Here is a 21,862-nt window from a genome sequence, read left to right as displayed (position 1 = left end):
AGTTCCCATGCACTCACACGCGCCTCATCACGAACATCATTTCGGGGCGGAGCACGCCGCCCGCTACGACGCGGGCACGGCGACCTCGCTGCCCGGATACCACGCCATGCAGGAACTCATCGCGGCGACGATGACATCCGTGTTGAGAGGGAACGACTCCGCCTCGATCCTCTGCGTGGGCGTGGGAACCGCGCAGGAGCTGCTGCCCTATTCCCGGTATGGAAGGCCCACGTGGCGCTTCACCGGGACGGACACCTCACCGCACATGCTCGCCGTGGCCCGTGAGCGATTGAGCAGCACGGGAATGGGCGAGCGGATGCGATTGCACGAAGGGGCGCTTCACGACCTGCCCACCAGCGCCCCTTTCGACGGGGCCCAGATGGTGGGTGTCCTCCACCACGTGACGGGAGCCCAAACGCGCCTGGAACTCCTGCGTGAAGTGGTGCGTCGGCTCAAGCCCGGGGCGCCCTTCATCATCGGAGAGTCCGTTGGGAACGACCCCGTCCTCCTGGCCGTGGAAGAAGAGCAGTTGCGCGTGTCTGGAGTCCCTCCCGAAAAGCTCGCGCGGCGGCGCAAGGAGCTCGCGAGTCTTGAGATTCCCGCTTCCGATGAAGCGTTCTTCGCACTGCTGCGCGAGGCCGGACTGACGGAGCAGCCGCGTCAGCTCTTCGCCTCGCTACAGTTCAAGGCCTTCCTGGTGCACTCCCCGGAAGTGCCTCCACTGAGGACGTCTGGGTGAAGCCGTCCCGAGGCACCTCGTGGCTCTGCCCGAGGTGCCTCCCCTACCGGCTCGCGAGCCACTGCTTCACCTGCGCCAGTTCGCGCCGGGTCATGGCTCCGCCCTGCGTGAAGCCGTCGACCGCCTTCTGCGCCAACGTCCGCGCCCGTGCCTGTTCCGCAGGGTGACTCCAGAGCGCCTGCGCGAGCGCGAAGTGCGTCATCGCCGCGTCCGTCGGATTCCAGCCCAGCGGGGCCAGCACCCGCTCCGACATCTCCAGCAGTTCTCGCGCGGCATCGCCCTGCCCCAGTTGGAAGTACGCCAGCCCCAGCGCCGTGCGGCTGTGGACGGTCCGAGCATGCTCCGCGCCCAGCGAACGCGCCTTCGACGCCAGCGCCTCGCGCAACAGGGGCACCGCCTCCTTCGGCCGGCCCTGCGCCACGAGCAGCCGCCCCACATCCTCCCCCAGCGTGTCCACCGCGAACTCCTCCGGCGGCAGCACCTTGCGCTGGAGCGCCAGGCCTTCCTGGAAGTGCGCGAGCGCATCCGCGTCCCGCTCCAAGCGCTCCTCCGCGCCCGCCAGGGCCTTGAGCGAATCAATGGCCTCACGGCTCTCCGCGCCGAACCCCTGCCGCATGCCTTCCAGTGCCTCCCGATGCAGCGCGAGCGCCCGGTCCGGCGCGCCCAACGACTCCTGCACGAGCGCCAGGTCGTGGAGCAACAGCAGTGTCTGTGAATTGAGCGGCCCCAGCGTCTGCTGGCGCAGCGTGTACGCGCGCTGCAACCACTGGAGCGCCTGCGGCAGGTGTCCCGCCTCCTGTTCCGCGAAGCCCAGGTTGGTGAGCGTGCCCGCGAGCAGCGGGTGCGTGGGGCCCAGCCGCTCCTCGTAGATGGCGAGCGCCTTCTGGTACAGGGCCGTGGCCTCCGCCTGCTTTCCTTGCCGCAGCAGCACCATGCCCAGGTTGTTGTAGACCTTCGCGGTGTCCACGTGACGCGTGCCCAGCGTCCGCTCCCGCAGCGCCAGGGCCCGCGCGTAGTGCTCCGCAGCCGCGTCGAGCGAATCCTCACTCAGCGCGAGGATGCCCTCGTGGTTGGCCAGACGCCCCTCCAGGTCGGGCGCGGAACCCAGCCGCTCAATCAACGCGTGCGCCTGCGCGCTCCACAGGTGCGCCTCCGGGAACCACTCGGGGGCCTCGCTCAACCCGAGCACCAGCTCCGTGGCCACCTGGAGCGCCACCTCGTCGTGGCGGCCTGCCGTGGCGGCGGCCATGGCGTCGTGCCACGTGGCCATCGCCTCACGCGACTGGCTCATGCGGTGGTGGGCCCAGCCCAGCACGTGCAGCGCTTCGGCCTCCAGCGGGCGGTAGTGCGTGGCGCGCGCCGCGTCGACCGCCGCCCTGGCCACGGGCAGCGCCTGCGCGTACCGGCCCGCGTCGAGCAGCGCCTGCGCGTGCGTCACCTCCTTGCGCACCACCTCCACTCGGGCCCGGGCCGCCGCATCCTCCGGCGGGGGCACCGCCGCGGAGAGCGCCTCCACGTTCGCGCACCCGGACACGCCCCGGAGCGCGTCCACCGCCTCCGCGCTGCGCTGCACCAGCTCCGCGTCCGCGTGCGCCAGCTCCGTGCCCAGCGCGTCCACCGACCGCAGGCGCCGGTCCAGGCACGCCATGCGCAGCGCCAGGTGCGCCTCCGGCTGTTCCCCCGTCACGCGCGTGGCCTCGCACGCCTGCCGGTGCATCCGGCTCCACTGCGTCGCATACGCATCCATGGCCCCCGACACCCGGTCGAAGGCGCCCTCCGCGTCCGTCGCGCCGCTGCGTTCGAAGGCCTCCGCCACCGCCGCCTTCTGCGAGGATCCCCACACCTGGGCGAACAGCGCGGGCGCCCCGCTGCACGGCGTGGGACGCACCCACGCCACCCCCACCCCCAGCATCAGCCCGGCCGCCACCGCCAGCGACCGGCCCGCGAGCTTCCGCCGCCCGGCCTCCGGGTCGTGCTCCAGCGCCTCCAACAGGGCCTCCATCGTCGCGAAGCGCTGCTCGGGCGCCACCGCCAGCCCCTGCGTGAGCACGCGGTGCACCCAGCCCGGAAGGGACGGATGCGCGGGCGGCTCCAGCTCCACCCGGGGCGTCACGGCGCTCTGGGGCGCTCGCTGCGAATCCAGCAGCGTCACCGCCATGCGCCGCAGCGTCCCCTCCTCGAAAGGGCGCTGGCCGGTGAGGGCTTCGTAGACGGACACGCAATAGCTGAACTGATCCGCGCGCGCGTCCGGCCCCCGGCCCGCGTACTGCTCCGGGGCCATGTACGCGGGCGTCCCCACCAGCGCGCCAGTCGCCGTGAGCCGCGCATCGGTGGGAGCTTCGAGCAGCGCCGTCACCGGCACGCCGGGCCCGGCCTCCGCGTTCGCATCCGACGCGATGCCGAAGTCCGTCACCCAGACACCACCCTCGCGTCCGAGCAGCACGTTGTCCGGCTTGAAGTCGCGGTGGACCAGCCCCGCCGCGTGCGCCGCCGCGAGCCCCCGGCCCATGGCCCGGCACACGGACAGCACCTGGTGTCGCGAGTGCGGCCCTTCCCGCAACCACTGCCGCAACGTGCCGCCTTCCACACGGGCCATCGCGATGAACACCCGGCCGTCGTGCGTCCCCACGTCGTGCACGGTGAGCACGTTCGGATGCGACAGGCGCGCCATGGCCTGCGCCTCGCGCACCAGCCGCAGCGCGCGAGCGTCCTCTTCCTCGTCGGGGAGGCGGCGCTCGTGCAGCAGCTTGATGGCGACGGTGCGCCGAAGCTCTGGATCGAACGCCTCGAACACCTCGCCCATGCCACCGCGCCCCAGCCGCGCGAGCAGCACGTAGCGCCCCACCCGCGTCGCATGAAGCGGCCGCTCCGACAGGCCTCCGCCATCGCCCGTGGGACGGCCGGTGTTCGGCGGGGAGGACGGCCCGGTGTCCGGGAGGTGCCGTGAGGTGGTCATCGGCCGGGCATCCTAGTGCCATCCGTCCTTTTCCAGATTTCCCCGCCAGAACGGTCAGCGTCCGGGCGGGCGTCCCGCGCTCAACGCGGCGTGGCGTCTGGCGTCACCCGTTCCTCGTGAGCAGTGATTGAGAAGCAAGCCAATCCCAGCCATCCCGCGCCCCCCAGATGGCACCGCCCCGTCCCCGCGCCGCGAAGTGTCGGCCCTTGGGGAAGGGGCGACAGGGCGCGTGCGCGGGCGCTCGCGGTTGGGTATAGCGGCAGGCATGCCCACCCTCCTCCTCAGTGCGAAAGAGCTGCGCGGCCTCTACACCGTCGAACTTGGACTGGAAGCCGTGGAGCGCGCCTTCCTGGCCCATGGCCGTGGCGACGCGCTCATGCCCCCCAAGGTGTACCTGTCCCTGCCGAAGTACGACGGCGACTTCCGCGCCATGCCGGCGTTCCTGGACGGCGCCGCGGGCGTGAAGTGGGTCAACGCCCATCCCCGCAATCCCCAGAAGCACGGCCTGCCCACCGTGCGCGCCGTCTACATCCTCAGCGACCCGGACACCGCGTCACCGCTGGCCATCCTGGACGGCACCCTGCTCACCGCGTGGCGCACCGGCGCCGCGGGCGGCATCGCGTCCAAGTACCTGGCGAAGAAGCAGCCCCGCACGCTGGGCCTCGTGGGCTGTGGCGTGCAGGCGCGGGTGCTCATCGACGCGCACCGCGCCCTCTTCGGGGACCTGGAGCTGCTCATGGCGGACGTGTCCGACGCCGCCGCCCAGGCCCTCCAGAAGGAGAAGGGCGGCCGCGTGGTGAGCCTCCAGGAGGCCTCCGGCGCGGACATCGTCTGCTCCGCCACGCCCGCCCGCGCCCCCGTGGTCCGCCGCGAATGGGTCCAGCCCGGGGCCCACATCAACGCCATGGGCGCGGATGCCCCCGGCAAGCAGGAGCTGGATCCGCGCCTGCTCGTCGAAGGGCGCGTCTTCATCGACGACGCGGACCAGGCGCTCCACTCCGGTGAGGTCAACGTGCCCCTGCACGACGGCCTCTTCAAGGAGGAGCAGCTCGCCGGCACCCTGGGCGAGGTCGTCGCGGGCCGCAAGCCGGGGCGGACGGGCAACGAGGTCACCGTCTTCGACTCCACCGGCCTGGCCGTCCAGGACGTGGCCCTGGCCCGCGCGCTCTACGACGTGGCCCGGGCGAAGGGCGTCGGTCAGCTCTTCGACCTCGTCGGGGACGCCTGATTTTTTCGGGAGGGGGCAACTCCCGCCGGATTTCGCGATAATCTCCTACACCCGCTTCTCCGCCCGGAGGTGTCCTCCGCCGGGCGGCCCAGGACAGGAGGCTCGCATGGGCTTGAACATTCCGAAATCGGCGCCGATGGACGCGATGAACACCCACCAGCGCCTGAACACGGTGGAGCAGCGGATGCTCCAGGGCCTCACCGGCGACGACCGCACCCGCGCCGAAGCCCAGATCATGCTCCAGAAGCAGCAGGAGACCGTCGCCTACGTCTCCAACCTGCTCAAGAGCGACACCACCATCCAGGTGATTGGAAACCTGAAGTAGCACGGCGGTCAGGCGGAGCGCCCGCTGGCACCTCGGAAGAGGTTGCCGCGGGCCGCGGAGCCAAGGCCGGTGACATGTCCCACCTGGAGCATCGGAACGCCGCGTGCGACCTGTCAGGGCGCCGGGCGTGCTGGCAGGGGGACAAAAAAGAGAGCGCTCGCCGGCACCTTGGAGTTTTACCGGCGAGCGCCCCGGGCCGCGTGCCGACAGGCAGGGCCTCGTAAAGTCGCGGCGGATACGGATGAGGGCCTTGGGCCCACCCCGCGCCACCTTCATGTTCCGCGTCCGCCCCGCGTCCCGTGCTTCCGGGCCCCGCGCTCGACGTCCGCTTCCTTCAAAACCCCTTCACGTCAGCGGCGATTCCTGCCCCGCCTGATCCAACGCCCACCAGGGTGGTCACGCCGCTTGCTGCTGGCAACGTCTGTGGCGCCATTACCACAGACATTCCATCAATCTCCACGAAAAACGAGCTATTCCCATCTATAACCAAAACACACAAGGTGCGACCCTCTTCGGGAGCACCCTTCCTCCATACGAACGCGCCCGCCCCCAATTGCTTGAGGACGGGCTCGGATTATCCGGATCGGTCTGACATTTCCCGGCCCTGGAGGGCCGTTTCCAGACTCAGGGCAGATGTGCGACCTGGCGGTACAGGGCGTCGTGCTGACGCACCATCTTCTCCAGGGACAGCTCGCGGGCGACGAAGCCCCGGGCGGCCTTGCCCATCTTCTTCGCCTCCTGGGGGTTGGCCAGCAGCCGTCGGAAGGCCTGGGCGAGTTGGGCGGGCCGCTCCGGGTCCACCAGGAGCCCCCGCTCGCCGTCCACGATGAGGTCCGGATTGCCGCCCACCTTCGTGACGACCATGGGCAGGCCCGCGGCCATGCCCTCCATCACCGCGTTGGACATGCCTTCCGCCGTGGAGCACAGGACGCCGAAGGTGGCCTGGCCATAGAGGGCCGGAACGTCCGTGCGGTGCCTGAGGAAGTGCACCCCGTCCGCCACCCCCAGCTCCTGCGCCATCTTCTCCAGTCCAGGCCGGCGCGGGCCGTCTCCCACGAACCAGGCGTTCAGCCGGGTGCCTTCATGACGCAGCATGGCAAGCGCGAGGAGCAAATCTTCCTGCCGCTTCACCGGGTGGCTCATGTTGGCCACGTGGATGACGGTGGGGATGCCATGCGTTTCGGGCAGCGGGTCCTTGAGGCCTTCTTTCGTTCGCGCATCGAAGCGGACCAGGTCCAGACCGTTGTGGATGACGGAGACGCGGCTTCGGGGCAGCCCCTCTTCTTCCACGAGCAGCGTGCGGATGGCCTCCGCGTTGGCGATGACGTGATCCGCCATGCGCGTCACCTGCGCGTGCAGCAGGCGGCGGGCCTTGCCCTGCCAGTGGGACAAATCCAACCGGCCGACGATGACCTTCGCGCCCGCCAGCTTCGCCGCCGGCACCGCGATGATGCTGGAGTAGAAGTCGTGCACGTGCACCAGGTGCACGCGGTGCTTCTTCAGCCAGCGTGACAGCCGGTAGATTTGAACCAGCGTGTTGGGCTGCGCGAGCGTCCCCTTGAGGGAGAATACCTCGGGCGCGTGGCCCAGCTTCCACACCGAACCGATGAGCGGCCCGGCGTCCTCCAACACCGACACCTGCAACCGGTAGCTGGACGGCAAGCCGCGCAGCAACTCCAGCACCTGCACTTCGGTGCCACCAATGTGGAACGACCGGGTGAACTGCACCAGTCGGAGGGGCTCCCGCCCCATCCGTGCTTCCTCACGCCGCATGCCCAGACCCCTCCCACGTGGCCGCCGGCGTCTGATTCAGGGCCGGCTGCCTCCCCACCGCCAGGGCTCTCTCCCGTGCCTGCGCGATGCGGTGCGCGCTCGCGGCCAGGCCGAAGAGCACGTAGCAATGCGCGGACAGGATGTAGCCCGAGAACAAGTCACAGATGAGGTAGCCCGCCACCGACGCGAACAGCGCTCGCGCGATCCACCCCATCTCCGAATCCGAGGACGCCGCCACCGCGCCGCCCACCGACCCTCCCGCGAACACCAGGAAGAAGAGCAGGCCAATCCAGCCCAGCTCGCCGATGACGTCGAGGAAGATGTTGTGCGCCACGTAGGCGCGGTGCGCCTCCGGCGGCGCGTATTCGAACCACGCGTAGCGGAAGCCGCCCGCGCCCACGCCCAGCAGCGGCTTGTCCAGGCTGATGCGGCTGGCCACCTGCCACGCGTACACGCGGCCCATCGCGGACGCGTCCTCGTGGAACGCCGCCACCGTCTCGTTGCGCTGCCAGAAGCTCTTGGGCGCGAAGACCACCAGGCCCAGCACGAAGATGGAGCCCAGCACGATGGCCTGCATGCGGCGCTTCTCGCGGATGGCCCACAGCGCCATCGCCACCGACAGGCCGATGAAACCACCGCGCGAGTGCGACAGCACGATGGCCACCACCGACAGCACCGCGGCCAGGGCGCAGAGGGCGCGGAAGAACCACGGGGTGCTCTTGCGCGCGAGGAACGCCACCGCGAGCGGCACCACGACGACCATGTTCATGGCCATGTGGTTGGGGTCCGCGTACACGCCGACCCAGCGCGAACGGAAGCCCTCCACCATGTTCTCACCGACGATGTACCAGTTGATGACGCCAATGGACGTCACGATGGCGCCCACCACCATGGCCGCGCACATCGCCGCCAGCCGCTTGGGCGTGGTGATGACGTTCACGAGCGTCAGGTAGATGGCCGTGAGCTTCAGCAGCTCCACGCCCTGGAAGCGCGTCACGTCCGGATTGACGGACCACGCCACCGAACAGAACGCCAGCGACGAGAACGCCAGGAGCGCGATGCCCCGCGCGCCGTCGAAATAGAGCGGCTCCGCCTTGCCCAGCCGCCGCATCACCATCAGTCCGGCCGCAAGGCCCGACGTCAGCAGCGCCAACCGCAGCGGCGCCAGTGCGGGGATCCACTCACCCGGCACCGCGTACATCACCGCCGCGAACCCCACGAGCAGGAAGAAAGCCAGCACGTCGCGACGCTGCCCCTGTGCGCCCGGTCCCATGAACTCCACCCCTTCGCTGTCGGTCGCTCGTCCCGTCACACGCGTGCCCCTGGCCCTCTTGGAAAGCCGTTGGCTAGCGGTCCACGCGCACACGGCCAGCAAGGTGCTGGCCGCGTGCCAGCCGTGCGCTAGCGGGCAATGGGCAAAGCAGCAGGCGTGCCAGGGACCGGGGGCGGCAGAAGCCCGTATCTACGGGCGGTTGCGAGATCGCCCCGGACAGATGGGCCGGGCAAGGCTGAAAAAGCTACGGGACCGGCGCGCTCTCCATCGGAAGCACCGCGGAGGCGATCAGGTCCAGCCGACCCTCGCGAAGCCAGGGCGTCCCCAGCTCCGACAGCAGGCGCGTCAGCGTGACGTTCACCACCCGACGCAATTCCTCCCGGGCGCCCTCCGGCACCGCCGGGCCCAGCGCGGCCAGCGCGCGCTCCACCGCGCTCGGGCGCAGGCGGGGCGCTTCCGGGGTGCCTTCGAACAGGCGCTGCCCCAGCTCCACCGTGCGCCCCAGCGGCACGGGCCGCACGTCCACGCGCTCCTCCAGGACGGCCATGGCGACGCCCGCTGCCCAGAGCCGCTCCACGCCCAGCACGTCCAGCGACACGCCGAAGCGCGCCAGCACGGTGTGCGCCGGGGCCTCCGCGCCGCCCAAGAGCGCGCCCAGCGCGACCACCTGTCCTTCGGCGCGCGCCAGCAGCACCTCCGAACCGGCCACCTCCCGCAGCGACCGGAACGGCACGGCTTCCGCCCCCGGCACGCGCAGGGCACGGCGGGGGCGCTTGCGGCGCAGGGCCTCCAGGGCCGCGGCCTCTTCCGGCAGCACCAGCGGCACGTCGTCCAGCTTCATGAACTCCTGCTTGAAGAGCCGGTCCGCGCGGTACTTGAGCTGGAGCGTCAGCGTGAAGCCCACCTGGAAGACGCGGCGCAGGGGCGTGTCGCGCAGCGCGTCCGGCGACCGGCTCGGGTCCCCGCCCGTCAGGTGCTCCAGGCCCAGCGACAGGTAGTCGCGAACCCATTCGCCCACGCGGCGCACGGCGTCCAGGTCCCCGGGGTCGCCCAGCTCCGCGACGAGCACCGCGTTGGCCACTTCGCGCAGCTCGTCCTCCGCGTTCATCCGCTCCACGTCGGACAGGTCGCGGAAGGCCGCCTCCACGTAGTCCAGGTGCCCGCCGGTGGCGGTGAGCGCGGGGGCCGCATTTCCCGTGGGGCGCGGCGGCACGTCCACGCGGCTGAAGAGCGCCAGGGCGTCCTCCAGCGAGGGGAAGCCCAGGTCGGCCAGGCGCGCGCGGCGGAACTGGAAGGCCGTCTCCTCCAGCTCGGAGGGAATCTCCCAGCGCACCGCTTCGAAGAGACGCACGGATTCGAAGGGGTTCTCCGCGATGAGGTCGTTGACGATGGCGCGCATCGCGGACATCTCCACGCCCTCGAGCTTGATTTCGACGAGGTAGCGCCCTTCCGGCGTCTCCACCGCCATGCCCTGGGGGTTGGCGTCCGGGTCCTCTTCCAGGTCGTACACGGTGGTGAATTCCTTGAGGAGTGTCTCCACCACCTCCAGGTCCACCGCGTGCAGCTTGCGCATGAAGTCTTCCGGTTCATCCCCACGCGCGGCACGCAGCCACGTCAGCACCGCGTGCAGGTCCACCTTGTCCTTCACCCATCCGCCCAGGTCCACGAAGGTGCGGAACTGCGCGGGGGACGCCAGCTGCACCAGCTCCGTCGAGTCCGCGAGGCCGACTTCCTGGATGGTGACGTACAGGTCCTCCGCGGGCAGCGAGCGCACCAGCGCGGCCGTGTCCTGCGCGTCGAAGAGGGCCTCCACGCGCTTGCGGGGGGACAGCTGCATCAACCGCTGACGCACCTCGCGGGGAGCGAGGGGCGAAGCACCACCGTTCGTCTTGTTCTGGGACACGCCGGGGGTGCTACCACAGCGTGCCCGGACCCGGGAGACTCAGACGCGGGTGGCCTTGCCGAAGGTGTCCAGCAGCGTGCCCCACACCTCTTCCACGCCCAGCTTTTCGGTGGAGGAGAACGGAATCAGCGCCTCGCGGGGCAGCTCCAGTTGCGTGCACAGGGCGGTGAGCCGGGGCTTGCGCTGGGCCTTGGTCAACCGGTCGATCTTCGTGGCCACCACGAGGATGCGGCGGTTGTGCTCCTGGAGGTAGTCGAGCGTGCGCAGGTCCTCCGGAGAGGGCCCCACCTCCGCGTCGATGATGCTCACCACCACCTCCAGCCGGTGACGGTGCTTCAGGTAGGAGGTGATCATCTCCTGCCACTGGGCCTTGTCCGCCTTGCTCGCCTTGGCGAAGCCGTAGCCGGGCAGGTCCGCCAGCCGCACCGTGTGGCGCTGGCCGTCGCGGTCCAGGTCCACGTCGAAGAAGTTGAGCGTGCGGGTGCGCCCGGGCGTGTTGGACACGCGCACCAGCTTGCGCCGGTTCGTCAGGGCGTTGATCATGGACGACTTGCCCACGTTGGAGCGGCCGACGAAGGCGACCTCCGCGGCGTGGTCCGTGGGCAGGCCCTTCAATTCCACGGCGGTGGTGACAAAGCGGGATTCGAGGATCTTGATCAAGAAGAAGTCACTTCTTCGCCGTGGCGGGTGCCGGCGTGGAGGGGGCCGCGTCCGCGCGGGTCTGCTGCTTGCGGGCACGTTCGGCGGACCAGTGGTCAATGGCCTTCAGCGCTTCCTTGAAATCAAACGGGCGCAGGGAGGGAGACGAAGCGTCATGGCAGGTGCGGCACTGCTTCTCGGAGGGGTCCACCAACCCCACCAGCCGCGCGAGCTCCGGGTCCTTCATCACGTAGGACGGAGAGTAGTACTGCCCTCCCCCGTGACACGTCTCGCAGGTGACGGCCGTCAGCGTCTGCGTCGCCTGGTCCGGCGCATGGCAGGACAGGCAGCGTGCGTCCTTCTTCTGCGCGTCCGCCAGCGTGTCCGTGGCCCGGGCGTGCTTGGACTTCATCCACGCGTCGTAGGCCTCCGGGTGGCACCCCTTGCAGCTGTCGGGACCCGTGAAGTCCGCAGCCCCGGCAAGACCGCCTGAAGCGGCGAGCAGGAGGGCGGAAAAGACCCGGATGGCACGAGAACGCATGGCCTGAGCACGTAGCAGAGCCCCCCGGAGGGGGCAAGGCGTCTCATTCGTGATTGAATGCCGGGTGGACACGCGCGTTGCTTCTAGGGAACGGACCTTGAGGCGCGCCTGCCTGATCCGCTAGGGAGGAGTCGAGATGCGGACCCCCGTCAGTTTCGTCCTTGTCGTTGTCGCAGCCATCGCCGTCTCCCTGCCTGCTTCCGCCAAGCCGTGGCAGGGCATCGAACCCGGGTCCTCCAAGAAGGAGGACATCGTGAAGAAGTTCGGCGAACCGTCCCGGACCATGTCCCAGGACGGGAAGGAGATTCTGGCCTACTTCGCCAAGGAGGCCATCAAGGGCACCACCCAGGCCCAGTTCAAGGTGGACCCGGCCACGCAGATGGTGGAGCGCATCGACGTGTTCCCCGCGCCCGTCATCGAGAAGGACACCATCGAGAACAGCTACGGCCCCGCCTGCCCCGCCGGAGCCGCGCCCGCCACGCCCTGCTACCTGCGCAAGCTCACCGACGACTTCCGCACCTACTTCCTCTACGTGAAGCTGGGCGTGGCCATCTTCTTCAACGAGGACGGCAAGACGGTGCAATCCTTCGTCTTCACCACGCCCAAGGCCGCGAAGTAACCCGTGCACGTCTTCGGCCTGACGGGCGGCATCGCCTCCGGCAAGAGCACCGTGAGCCGGATGCTGCGCGAATTGGGCGCGCGCGTGCTGGACGCGGATGTCATCGCCCGGGAGGTGGTGGAGCCCGGTACGCCCGGCCTCCAGCGCATCTCCGAGCGCTTCCCCGGCGTGCTGGGCCCCGACGGCCGTCTGGACCGGGTGAGGCTTGCCACCCACATCTTCGCGGACCCCGCTGAACGCGCCGCCCTCAACGCCATCGTGCACCCCCAGGTGCGCGCCGCGTTCCTCACGAAGCTCCAGGCGCTGGAGGCGGAGGGCATCACCCACGCCGTGTATGACGTCCCGCTCCTCATCGAGACGGGGCTGCACACCGCGATGGAGGGCGTGGCCGTGGTGTGGGTGCCCCGGGACGTGCAGAAGGCGCGGCTGATGGCGCGCGACGGGCTGGACGCTCAGGCGGCGGAGGCGCGGCTGTCCGCGCAGCTGTCCCTGGACGACAAGCGCGCGCACGCCACGTGGGTCATCGACAACAGTGGTGCCCCGGAGTCCACCCGTCCCCAGGTGGAAGCGGTATGGCGGGCGATGCTCGCCCACGGCTGACACCGGGCGGGTATGCTGCGCCGCGAATGAGCGCCACGCCCAGGAAGAGTCCCGCAGGCACCTACTTCATCACCGGCTACCCGGGCTTCATCGGCAAGCGGCTGGTGGAGCACATCGCGCGCGAGGACCCGAAGGGCCACATCTACGCGCTGGTGCAGCCCAAGGCCTTCAAGGAGGCCCAGACGCTCGCGGCGAAGGTGCAGGGCGCGAAGGTGGAGCTGCTCACCGGCGACGCGGTGGACATGCACCTGGGCCTGTCCGGCGAGGAATACCAGCGCCTGTGCGAACGGGTGACGGACATCTTCCACCTGGCGGCGGTGTCCCAATTGGGCGTGCCCAAGGAGACCGCGTGGCGGGTGAACGTGGACGGCACCCGCAACCTGCTGGAGCTGGCGCGCGACTGCGAGAACCTGTCGCGCTTCAGCCACTTCTCCACCTGCTACGTGTCCGGCGACCGGGTGGGCGTCATCGCCGAGGACGAGTTGGATCGCGGCCAGTCCTTCCGCAACGCCTACGAGGAGACGAAGTTCCAGGCGGAGCGGCTGGTGCAGCGCGCGGCCGCCACCCTCCCCGTCACCATCTTCCGGCCCTCCAGCGTGGTGGGTGACTCGCGCACGGGAGAGATTGATCGCTTCGAGGGCCCCTACTACCTGGGCATCCTGCTCGTCACGTCGCCGCTGGTGGTGCCGCTGCCCCTGCCGGGCAACGGCGTCGCACCCCTCAACGTGGTGCCGGTGGACTTCGTGGTGGAGGCGGTGTGGCGGCTGGCGCGGGATGAGCGCGCGAAGGGCCGCACGTTCCACCTGGTGGACCCCAACCCGATGAGCGCGCGGCGCGTGTACGAACTCATCGCGGAGAAGTCCCATAAGAAGCTGCCGCGCTTCAACCTGTCCGCGCGCGCCGCGGACGTGATGCTGCGGCTGCCCTTGCTGGAGAAGCTGGCCCGGCCCCAGCGCGCGGCCATCAGCTACGTGAACCACCTGGCCATCTACAATTGCCACAACACGCTGGAGCTGCTCGACGGCACCGGCGTGCGCTGCCCGCCGCTGTCCACCTATCTGGATCAACTCGTCGCGTACGTGCGTGACCAGTACAAGCAGCGGCGCGAGGGCGCGGACGTGGATGATCCGCTCGACCACGCGCCCCTGCCCTCCGTCGAGGACAGCAGTCCCGCGCCCCGCACGCGCCGCTGAGCAGGGATGCGCGCCGGAAGCAAGGGACGGCGCGGCGTTGCTCCCGGCACCACGCTCGCCCGGCCGCAGGGGGATTTCCCTCTCGGGCGCGGCTTATTCCAGACTGACAATTGTTACTGGGTTGCTAACGCAAAGTTGAGGGCCCCCCCCTCTTTTCAACGATCCAGTGTCCTGGTTAGCATGCGCTCCCACTTGAATCCGATCCGGTGAACAGCACCGCGTTCGGAACAGTGAGTTGGAGAGCAGCTTTTGCCAGGAATCGTTGACACGGAATTCGCATCAGCCACCCCAGACGCGGGTGTGGCGTTCCGCCTGTCCGGCCCCGAGGAGCGCATCGCGCCCTCCGCGCTCTTCCTCTCCGCCCTGACTTCCCGCATCACGTCCCGCTGTCGCCTCCGTGCGACCCCGGACGTTGGGATGCGTTCTCTATTGGGCTGTCCACCCACGGTCCATCAGCCGTAGGGAGCCCGCCGCCCCAGGCGCGCTCCACTCCACCGTCGTCGTCTCTCGCAGTCCCCTCGTCCGGCAGTTCATCACCCCCAAGAAGGAAGGCGCATGCGTCTCAGGGAAAAGCTTTTGACCAGCCTGCTGCTGGTGCCCATCGCGGGTACCAGCGCGTGGGCCAAGGAGCGGTCGAACTTCGACGCGTTCCTGGAGCAGAAGGAGTCGCGCCAGCTCGCCGTGGACCCCGACACGGCGGTATCGCGCGGGCTTCGCGTCGAGCAGACCGAGCAGCGGCTCGGCGTTCCCACGTTCGCGTGGGCGGCGCAGGATGGCGCGCAGTCCAAGTCCGTCATCCGCAATGGCATGACGGCGGAGAGCGCGGCGCGCGCGCACCTGCAGACGGTGGCGGACAACTACCGCCTGTCGCGGGATGACGTCTCCGGCGCCACGCTGCGCGCGGTGCACAACACGGGCACCGGCCCGATCATCGCCACCTTCAACCAGACGGTTGGCGGCATCCCGGTCTTCCGCAACGAGATCAAGGTCATCATGGCGCAGGACATGCGCCTGGTGGCCGTCAGCGGCTACCTGGCCCCGTCCGACCTGACGCTCAACGCGCGCCTGAAGGCCCGCAGCGCTTCGTCGTTCCGCCTGGGCGCCGCGGATGCCCTCTCCGGTGCGTTCAAGGACCTGACGGGCTCCGGCACGCAGGCCACCTCGTTCGTCAACACCGGCACGCAGGGCGAGTACACCTTCTTCGAGCTGGCCCCGTCCGCGAAGGCGTCGCTGGCGCAGGACCTGACCATCCCGGCCCGTGCCCGTCAGGTGTTCTACACCCTGGCCGACACGCTCGAGCCCGCCTGGTACGTGGAGGTCAACGCCGGCCCGAAGGCGGCGCGCTCCAGCCAGTACTTCGCCTACGTCGTGTCGGCGACCACCGGCAAGGTGCTCTTCCGCAACGACCTGACCTCGGACGCCGCGGGCACGCCCTTCACCTACAAGGTCTGGGCGGACGTCACCTCGCCGTACATCCCGGAGGACGGTCCCCAGGGCAACGACGCGACCCCGCACCCCACGGGCCTGCGCGACGGCTTCCAGATCCCCCTGAACCGCCCGCAGCACGACATCACCATCGCCAACTCGCCGTTCACCAAGAACGACCCGTGGCTGCCGGCCAACGCGTCACAGACGCTCGGCAACAACGTGGACGCGTACGCGGACCTCGTGGGGCCGGATGGCTTCACGCCCGGCAGCGCGGACCTGCGCGCGGAGACGACGGGGGCCAACACCTTCGGCCACGTCTTCGACCAGACCAAGGCGCCCAACGCCAGCCCGACGCAGATCAAGGCGGCGGTGGTGAACCTGTTCTACGTGAACAACTTCCTTCACGACTGGTTCTACGACGCCGGCTTCGACGAGGCCGCTGGCAACGCCCAGTCGTTCAACTTCGGCCGTGGCGGCGTGGAAGGCGACCCCATCCAGGCCCAGGGCCAGGACTTCGGCGGCCGCAACAACGCGAACATGAGCACGCCGGCCGACGGTGCGTCGCCGCGCATGCAGATGTACGTGTTCAACGGCGTGCCCGAGCTGAGCGTGACGGCTCCGGCGGCGCTCGCGGGCGTCTACGACTCCGGCTCCGCGTCGTTCGGCAAGCAGGTGTTCGAGGTGACGGGTGACGTCGTCTCGGCCGCCACCAACGGCTGCGTGGCCTTCCCGGCGGACACCTTCACGGGGAAGATCGCCATCATCGACCGCGGTGCCTGCGACTTCTCCGCCAAGGCGCTGAACGCGCAGAACGCGGGCGCCATCGCCACGGTCGTCGCGAACAACGCGGCGGGCGAGGCTCCGGGCCTGGGCGGCACGAACGCCGCCGTGACCATCCCCACGCTGTCCATCACCCTGGCGGCCGCCACCCAGTGGAGGACCGAGCTGGCGAATGGGCCCGTCACGGTGAGGATGCGCCGCTCGGCGGACCTGGATCGCGACGGTACGCTCGACAACGGCATCATCGCCCACGAGTGGGGCCACTACATCAGCAACCGCCTCATCGGTAACGCCGCGGGCCTCGTCAACAACCAGGGCCGCGCGATGGGCGAGGGCTGGGGCGACTTCCACGCGCAGATCATGCAGGTGCGTGAGAGCGACCGGACCAAGCCCGGCAACGCCAACTTCCAGGGCGTCTACACCAACGCCGGCTACACCTCCAGCGGTGGCCGGAACAACGGCTACTACTTCGGCATCCGTCGCATCCCCTATTCGACGGACTTCGCCAAGAACAGCCTGACGTTCAAGCACATCGCCAACTGGGAGCCGCTGCCGGCCGCCCAGATCGCGGGCGCGGCGACGGGCGCATCCAACAGCCAGGTCCACAACAGCGGTGAAGTGTGGGCGACCATGCTGTGGGAGGCCTACGCCAGCCTCCTGAACGCGCACCCCTTCCAGGAGGCCCAGGACCGCATGAAGCGCTACCTGGTCGCCGCCTACAAGGCGACCCCGAACGCGCCCACGTACCTGGAGGCGCGTGACGCGCTGTGGGCCGTGGCCCTGGCGTCGGATCCGGCGGACTACAGCCGCTTCGTGGCGGCGTTCGCCAAGCGCGGCGCGGGCTTCGGCGCCAAGGCGCCGGACCGCAACTCCTCCGACCACATCGGCGTGGTGGAGAGCTTCGCCTCGGGTGGCAACATCGAGATCACCAGCATCAAGCTGGATGACAGCGTGGCGGGTTGCGACCACGACGGCGTCCTCGACGTCGGCGAGCAGGGGACCCTCAAGGTCACCGTGCGCAACGTGGGCGGCGGCGGACTGAGCTCCTTCACGGGCACGGTCAGCAGCTCCAGCACCACGGCCACCCTGGCCTTCCCGAACGGCACGACGATCTCCGTCCCCGCGCTGTCGCGCGGCGCGCAGGCCACCGTATCCGTGCCGGTGAACCTCTCCGCGGTGTCCAACGCCAACGCCCGCGCGGGCCTGAAGATCGTCTTCGACTCCCCGGAGATCCCCGCCGCGGCGAAGACGGTAACGTTCGATGGCCGCGTCAACTACGACGACGTGCCGTCGATCAGCAACACGGAGTCCTTCGAGTCCGGCCTGTCGGCGTGGACGCTGTCGGAGAACCTGTCGTCCTCGGGTGACTTCACCCTCGGCGGCACGGTGACCAACCGCTTCGCGCACGGCTACAACCCGGAGGTGGCGTCGGAGCTCACCCTCACCAGCCCCTGGATGACGGTGGCGCAGGCGGAAGACTTCACCATCAGCTACAAGTACCGCCACTCCTTCGAGCAGGACTACTCCGCCGTGCCCGCGGCCTACGACGGCGCGGTGCTGGAGTTCACGGTCGACGGCATCGACTGGATCGACCCCTGGGATCTGTACCCGGTGGTGGACGCGGATCCGGGCTACACGCACTACATCTCCGAAGGCGGCGGTAACCCCATCGAGGGTCGCGCGGCCATGGGCCTGACGAGCGCGGGCTTCCCGGCCTTCACGTCCGCGAGCATCAACTTCGGCACGTTCTTCCCGGACCTGGAGCTGTACAACGTGCGCTTCCGCTTCCGCGTGGGCGCTGACCTGGCGGTCGGCGCGTACGGCCTGGACGTGGATGACGTGACGTTCACGGGCGCGACGCCCGTGTTCCCGTCGCAGGCGGGGCAGCCGGACGCCGCGGGCGCCTGCAACCTCCGCCCGGTCGCCAACCCGGGTCCGTCCCGCGTGGGGCCCACGGCGGTCGCCGAGGGCACCATCGTCGGGGGCGTCTTCACCCGCACGAACATCATCCTGAACGGCTCGGGCAGCTTCGACCCGGACGCCGCCTCGGGTGACACCCTCACCTACGCCTGGACGCAGACCGGTGGCGCCACGCCCGTGACGCTGACGGATGCGGACACCGCGACGCCCAGCTTCAAGGCGGACGTGGACTACTCGGACACCCTCGCCTTCCAGCTCGTCGTCACCGACGCGGCCGGCAAGACGAGCGTCCCGAAGACGGTGGAGATCGAGATCATCGACGTGAACCAGGCGCCGGTCATCGCGATCACCGCGCCGGCGACGGTGAACGAGCGTGACACCGGCGTGACGCTGGATGCCTCCGGTTCCACCGACGCGGACCGCGTGGACCAGGGCTACCTGACCTTCGCCTGGACGCAGACGGGCGGCACGCCCAAGGTGACGCTGACGGGCGCGGCCACGGCCACGGCCCGCTTCACGGCCCCTGACGTGACGTCGGACACGCAGCTGACCTTCACGGTGAGCGTGTCGGACGGCACCGCGACGGTGTCGAAGGCCGTCTCCGTGACGGTGAAGAGCGTGGACCGTGCCCCGGTGGCCAACGCCGGCGCGGACTTCACGGTGGACACGCGCACGCAGGCCGCCCTGGACGGCGCGGGCACGGATCCGGACGGCGACGCGGTGTCGCTGCTCTGGGCGCAGACCACGGGCCCGGCGGTGACCCTGTCGAGCACCACGGCGGCCAAGCCGACCTTCACGGCTCCGGACGTCGCCACCACCACGACGCTCACCTTCACGCTCACCGCGTCGGCGAACGGCCAGACCGCCACGGACACGGTCATCGTGACGGTGAAGGGCGTGGACCGCGCTCCGACGGCCAACGCCGGCGTCGACATCACGGCGGATGAGCGCACGAACGTCACGCTGGCCGGTTCCGGCGAGGATGCGGACGGCGACGCGCTGACGTACCAGTGGGAGCAGCTGGCGGGCACGGAAGTGACGCTGACGGGTGCCACGACGGCCGCGCCGAGCTTCACGGCGCCGGACGTCAGCGGGACCACGACGCTCAGCTTCAAGCTCACGGTGACGGCGGCCGGCAAGTCCGCCACGGACACGGTCAACGTCACGGTGAAGAACGTGGACCGCGCTCCGACGGCCAACGCCGGCGCGGACTTCGAGGCGGCCTCTCGCGCCTCGGCGACGCTCAACGGGTCCGGTGCGGACGTTGACGGCGACGCGCTCTCGTTCCACTGGGAGCAGACCGCGGGCGACACGGTGACCCTGACGGGTGCGGACACGGCTTCGGCGAGCTTCACGACGCCGGACGTGAATGCCCCCACGGAGCTCACCTTCCGCCTCACGGTGACGGCGGGTGGCCAGTCCGCCACGGATCTGGTCAACGTCACGGTGCGCAAGTCGAACCGTCACCCGGTGGGCGAGGCTCCGGCCACCATCACGGTGAACGAGGGTGACGCGGTGGAGCTGGACGCTTCCGGCATCACGGATCCGGACGGTGACGCGCTCACCTTCACCTGGACCCAGGTCGGCGGCAGCACGGTGGCCACCACGGGCGCCGGCACGTCCAAGCTGACGTTCACCGCGCCGCAGGTCCAGGCCGACACGGCCCTGGCCTTCAGCCTGGTGGCGAAGGACGCGGACGGCGCGACGGCCGGTCCGTTCGTCTACACGGTGACGGTGAAGAACGTGAACCAGGCGCCGGTCGCCAAGGCCCGGGTCATCTCGGGCGTGCGTGGCGGTGAGTTGGTGAAGCTGGACGCCTCGACGTCCACCGACCCGGACAACGAGACGCTGACGTACGCCTGGGCGCAGACGGGTGGCTCCGCGGCGAGCCTCACGGGTGCCAACACGGCCGAAGCCAGCTTCACGCCGGCGAAGAAGAACACCGCGGAGACCTACACCTTCACCGTGACGGCGACGGACGCGGCCGGTGCCACCAGCACCGCCGAAGTGAAGGTCAACGTGCCGAAGTTCGAGGAAGAGGACGGCGGCGGTTGCTCGTCCGCCGGCGGCTCCGTGGGCGGGATGGCTCCGCTGATGGCGCTGTTCGCGGCCATGGGCATGCTGCGCCGTCGCAAGTCGGCGTAAGGCACTTGAGGCTTCGGACTCCTGAAGCCCTGAAGTGAACGAGGGGCGGTTCCCGACACGGGAGCCGCCCCTCTCTTCTTTCCACCGGACACCCGTGCGCGGGGGGCGGTAGGCTTGCCCGCCTCATGGCACGCACGTTCCAGGTGGGAGACACCTTCACGCACGTCCGCCAGTGCGACCGGCTGCGGCCGGTGTATTACGCGGGCGCTTCCGGGGACTACAACCCCATCCACATCGACCCGGAGGTGGGGAGGCTCGCCGGCTTCGACGGCGTCATCCTCCAGGGCCTCTGCACGCTGGGCTGGGCCGTGGAGGCCGTGGCCGTCTTCGTGGGGGACCCGGGCCTCGTGCGCCGCGTCCGGGTGCGCTTCTCCCGGCCGGTGCTGCCCGAGGACACCGTCACCTTCCAGGGCCGTGTCACCGCCATCGCGGATGGCCGGCTGAGCACGGAAGTCACCGCCACCAACCAACGCGGCGAGCCCGTCCTCCGGGGCGCCGTCGTTGAAACCTCGCTCGGATAGCCATGGCCCTGGACCCGAAGTTCATCGGCCGCTCGTACGGCCCCTTCACCTACGAAATCGGCCGGGAGAAATCGCGAGAGTTCTCCCTCATCCTGGGCGGCTCCGTGCCCTCCGCGGGCACTTTCGGAGCGCCGCCGGCCCACGTCAGCCCCCTGCTCTACGACGAGGACGCGGCGAAGGCGGGGCCCTACGGCAACCTCATCGCCTTCCCCAGCTTCGCGGTGGTGTTCGCCATCCGCCCCTTCAGCGCCGCCATCGCGGATCCGGAGCTGGGCGTGGACCGCGTGCGGCTGGTGCACGGCGAGCAGGAGCTGCAGTTCCTGGGCGCGCTGCGGGTGGGCGACGTGCTCACCACCACCGGCCACATCAGCGAGCTGTACCGCAAGGCCGGGATGGACTTCCTCGTCGTGACCACCGAGTCGCGCAACGCGTACGGGGACCCCATGGTGCGCGGCGTGTGGACGGCCGTCATCCGCCCCGCGTAGACACGGGCGACTCGCCGGGGGCGATGATGCCCTCGTCGAGCAGCTGCGCGAGGATGCGCGCGGTGTCCAGCCGCGACATCCCGGACAGGGCGAAGAGGTCGTCGAAGCTCACCGCGCCGTCGATCTGCGCGAGCACGAAGCCCGCGCGGTGATCCAGGTTGAGCCAGATGATGTCGTCCGGCTGCAACCGCACGCGGGGCATGCGGTTCAAGTCCCCCAGGCGGGCCTCCAACATGCCCACCAGGATGCGCTCGCTGCGGTCGCGCAGCGCCTCCACGCGCGGGTCCTCCGGCGCCAGCGACTGGGCCCGGCGCAAGAGGTCCACCGCGCCGGAATGGTCATCCAGCGTCAGCAGATCCTCCGCGCCCTGCAGCAGGGTCTCCACCTCCGAGCCCTGGGGCAGCGCTCCCATCCCGGAGAAGCTCTCCGGGAGGCCGAACTCCTGGGTGCGGTGCGCCTCCGCGATGAGATCCAACGCGTCGCCCGGCGTCCCCGTCCCCTCCGGGAGGTTCACCGACTCCGGCAGCGGCTCCGCGGGGCCGGGGCTCACGGCATCCGCCCATGCACCCCAGTCCCCTTCCAGGTCGGGCGCCGCCGCGTTCGCCGGGGCAGCGGAAGCCCTGCCCGCCTGCGTCAGCAACTGGCGCGCGCGCGTGTTGGCGGGATCCAGCTCCAGTGCCCGGACGAAGAGCTTCTCCGCGCCCGGCGTGTCGCCACTCAGTCGCAACAGCAACCCGGCTTCGACCAGTTGTCTGGCCCGGAGCGTGTTCATGGGGAACTCCATCGCGGAGCGT

General features: G+C 69.9%; 16 protein-coding genes. 9 read left to right on the top strand and 7 right to left on the bottom strand.

Annotated elements, in window-relative coordinates; genetic code table 11:
• Window positions 1-7: 7 nt before the first annotated feature.
• On the top strand, window positions 8-739 hold the full coding sequence (locus OV208_RS15680; RefSeq protein WP_267574647.1) for a class I SAM-dependent methyltransferase: 732 nt from the start codon (window positions 8-10) through the stop codon (window positions 737-739).
• A gap of 43 nt (window positions 740-782) precedes the next feature.
• Here OV208_RS15680 and OV208_RS15675 read toward each other — a convergent pair whose 3' ends face one another.
• Window positions 783-3,695: a serine/threonine-protein kinase gene (locus OV208_RS15675; protein ID WP_267574646.1), complete on the bottom strand. Its 2,913-nt coding sequence runs from the start codon at window positions 3,693-3,695 to the stop codon at window positions 783-785.
• A 265-nt stretch (window positions 3,696-3,960) separates the two neighbouring features.
• On the opposite strand from OV208_RS15675, the gene OV208_RS15670 reads away from it, so the two are divergent.
• Together OV208_RS15670 and OV208_RS15665 are read left to right on the top strand one after the other, a co-directional pair.
• The gene (locus OV208_RS15670; protein ID WP_267574645.1) at window positions 3,961-4,923 is read left to right on the top strand and encodes an ornithine cyclodeaminase family protein; all 963 of its coding nucleotides are present in this window, start codon (window positions 3,961-3,963) and stop codon (window positions 4,921-4,923) included.
• Between the two features lie 106 nt (window positions 4,924-5,029).
• Window positions 5,030-5,248, top strand: coding sequence for a hypothetical protein (locus OV208_RS15665; protein ID WP_267574644.1), 219 nt, complete (start codon window positions 5,030-5,032; stop codon window positions 5,246-5,248).
• Between the two features lie 624 nt (window positions 5,249-5,872).
• On the opposite strand, the gene OV208_RS15660 is transcribed toward OV208_RS15665, so the two are convergent.
• The 5 genes from OV208_RS15660 to OV208_RS15640 form a co-directional block, all read right to left on the bottom strand.
• Entirely contained in the window at window positions 5,873-7,021 is a 1,149-nt protein-coding gene (locus OV208_RS15660) for a glycosyltransferase (RefSeq protein ID WP_267574643.1), read from the bottom strand.
• Complete coding sequence (locus tag OV208_RS15655; RefSeq protein WP_267574847.1) at window positions 7,011-8,294, bottom strand: O-antigen ligase family protein; 1,284 nt, start codon at window positions 8,292-8,294, stop codon at window positions 7,011-7,013. The genes OV208_RS15660 and OV208_RS15655 overlap by 11 nt, the downstream gene beginning before the upstream one ends.
• Before the next feature lie 244 nt (window positions 8,295-8,538).
• Entirely contained in the window at window positions 8,539-10,197 is a 1,659-nt protein-coding gene (locus tag OV208_RS15650; RefSeq protein ID WP_267574642.1) for a DUF6178 family protein, read from the bottom strand.
• A gap of 39 nt (window positions 10,198-10,236) precedes the next feature.
• Entirely contained in the window at window positions 10,237-10,857 is a 621-nt protein-coding gene (yihA, locus tag OV208_RS15645) for a ribosome biogenesis GTP-binding protein YihA/YsxC (RefSeq protein ID WP_267574641.1), read from the bottom strand.
• Window positions 10,858-10,864: 7 nt separating this feature from the next.
• Window positions 10,865-11,248, bottom strand: coding sequence for a multiheme c-type cytochrome (locus tag OV208_RS15640; protein ID WP_267574640.1), 384 nt, complete (start codon window positions 11,246-11,248; stop codon window positions 10,865-10,867).
• A gap of 265 nt (window positions 11,249-11,513) precedes the next feature.
• On the opposite strand from OV208_RS15640, the gene OV208_RS15635 reads away from it, so the two are divergent.
• From OV208_RS15635 to OV208_RS15610, 6 genes are all read left to right on the top strand, one after another.
• Window positions 11,514-11,996 (top strand): hypothetical protein, encoded by a 483-nt coding sequence (locus tag OV208_RS15635; protein ID WP_267574639.1) that lies wholly within the window; start codon window positions 11,514-11,516, stop codon window positions 11,994-11,996.
• Window positions 11,997-11,999: 3 nt separating this feature from the next.
• Entirely contained in the window at window positions 12,000-12,596 is a 597-nt protein-coding gene (coaE, locus tag OV208_RS15630; protein WP_267574638.1) for a dephospho-CoA kinase, read from the top strand.
• A 26-nt stretch (window positions 12,597-12,622) separates the two neighbouring features.
• Window positions 12,623-13,789 carry an SDR family oxidoreductase gene (locus tag OV208_RS15625; RefSeq protein WP_267574637.1) on the top strand — a complete coding sequence of 389 codons (1,167 nt, stop codon included), beginning with the start codon at window positions 12,623-12,625 and terminating at the stop codon, window positions 13,787-13,789.
• 555 nt (window positions 13,790-14,344) lie between these two features.
• Window positions 14,345-20,062, top strand: coding sequence for a myxosortase-dependent M36 family metallopeptidase (locus OV208_RS15620; RefSeq protein WP_267574636.1), 5,718 nt, complete (start codon window positions 14,345-14,347; stop codon window positions 20,060-20,062).
• A gap of 125 nt (window positions 20,063-20,187) precedes the next feature.
• Window positions 20,188-20,583 (top strand): MaoC family dehydratase, encoded by a 396-nt coding sequence (locus tag OV208_RS15615; protein WP_267574635.1) that lies wholly within the window; start codon window positions 20,188-20,190, stop codon window positions 20,581-20,583.
• A 2-nt stretch (window positions 20,584-20,585) separates the two neighbouring features.
• Window positions 20,586-21,068, top strand: coding sequence for an FAS1-like dehydratase domain-containing protein (locus OV208_RS15610; RefSeq protein ID WP_267574634.1), 483 nt, complete (start codon window positions 20,586-20,588; stop codon window positions 21,066-21,068).
• Here the strand turns inward: OV208_RS15610 and OV208_RS15605 are convergent.
• Entirely contained in the window at window positions 21,052-21,840 is a 789-nt protein-coding gene (locus tag OV208_RS15605; RefSeq protein WP_267574633.1) for a hypothetical protein, read from the bottom strand. The genes OV208_RS15610 and OV208_RS15605 overlap by 17 nt on opposite strands.
• Window positions 21,841-21,862 lie beyond the last annotated feature (22 nt).

It is taken from the genome of Corallococcus sp. bb12-1 (assembly GCF_026626765.1).
Lineage (GTDB): Bacteria > Myxococcota > Myxococcia > Myxococcales > Myxococcaceae > Corallococcus > Corallococcus terminator.
This window is presented reverse-complemented; position numbering and strand designations above follow the sequence as displayed.

What these genes read in the sequence shown, in the direction of transcription:
- OV208_RS15635 (WP_267574639.1), top strand. Translation starts at nt 11,514, where the DNA reads ATGCGGACCCCCGTCAGTTTCGTCCTTGTCGTTGTCGCAGCCATCGCC.
- OV208_RS15615 (WP_267574635.1), top strand. Translation starts at nt 20,188, where the DNA reads ATGGCACGCACGTTCCAGGTGGGAGACACCTTCACGCACGTCCGCCAG.
- OV208_RS15680 (WP_267574647.1), top strand. Translation starts at nt 8, where the DNA reads ATGCACTCACACGCGCCTCATCACGAACATCATTTCGGGGCGGAGCAC.
- OV208_RS15625 (WP_267574637.1), top strand. Translation starts at nt 12,623, where the DNA reads ATGAGCGCCACGCCCAGGAAGAGTCCCGCAGGCACCTACTTCATCACC.
- OV208_RS15605 (WP_267574633.1), bottom strand. Translation starts at nt 21,840, where the DNA reads ATGAACACGCTCCGGGCCAGACAACTGGTCGAAGCCGGGTTGCTGTTG.
- OV208_RS15610 (WP_267574634.1), top strand. Translation starts at nt 20,586, where the DNA reads ATGGCCCTGGACCCGAAGTTCATCGGCCGCTCGTACGGCCCCTTCACC.
- OV208_RS15640 (WP_267574640.1), bottom strand. Translation starts at nt 11,248, where the DNA reads ATGAAGTCCAAGCACGCCCGGGCCACGGACACGCTGGCGGACGCGCAG.
- OV208_RS15665 (WP_267574644.1), top strand. Translation starts at nt 5,030, where the DNA reads ATGGGCTTGAACATTCCGAAATCGGCGCCGATGGACGCGATGAACACC.
- OV208_RS15675 (WP_267574646.1), bottom strand. Translation starts at nt 3,695, where the DNA reads ATGACCACCTCACGGCACCTCCCGGACACCGGGCCGTCCTCCCCGCCG.
- OV208_RS15620 (WP_267574636.1), top strand. Translation starts at nt 14,345, where the DNA reads ATGCGTCTCAGGGAAAAGCTTTTGACCAGCCTGCTGCTGGTGCCCATC.
- OV208_RS15655 (WP_267574847.1), bottom strand. Translation starts at nt 8,294, where the DNA reads ATGGGACCGGGCGCACAGGGGCAGCGTCGCGACGTGCTGGCTTTCTTC.
- OV208_RS15670 (WP_267574645.1), top strand. Translation starts at nt 3,961, where the DNA reads ATGCCCACCCTCCTCCTCAGTGCGAAAGAGCTGCGCGGCCTCTACACC.
- OV208_RS15660 (WP_267574643.1), bottom strand. Translation starts at nt 7,021, where the DNA reads ATGCGGCGTGAGGAAGCACGGATGGGGCGGGAGCCCCTCCGACTGGTG.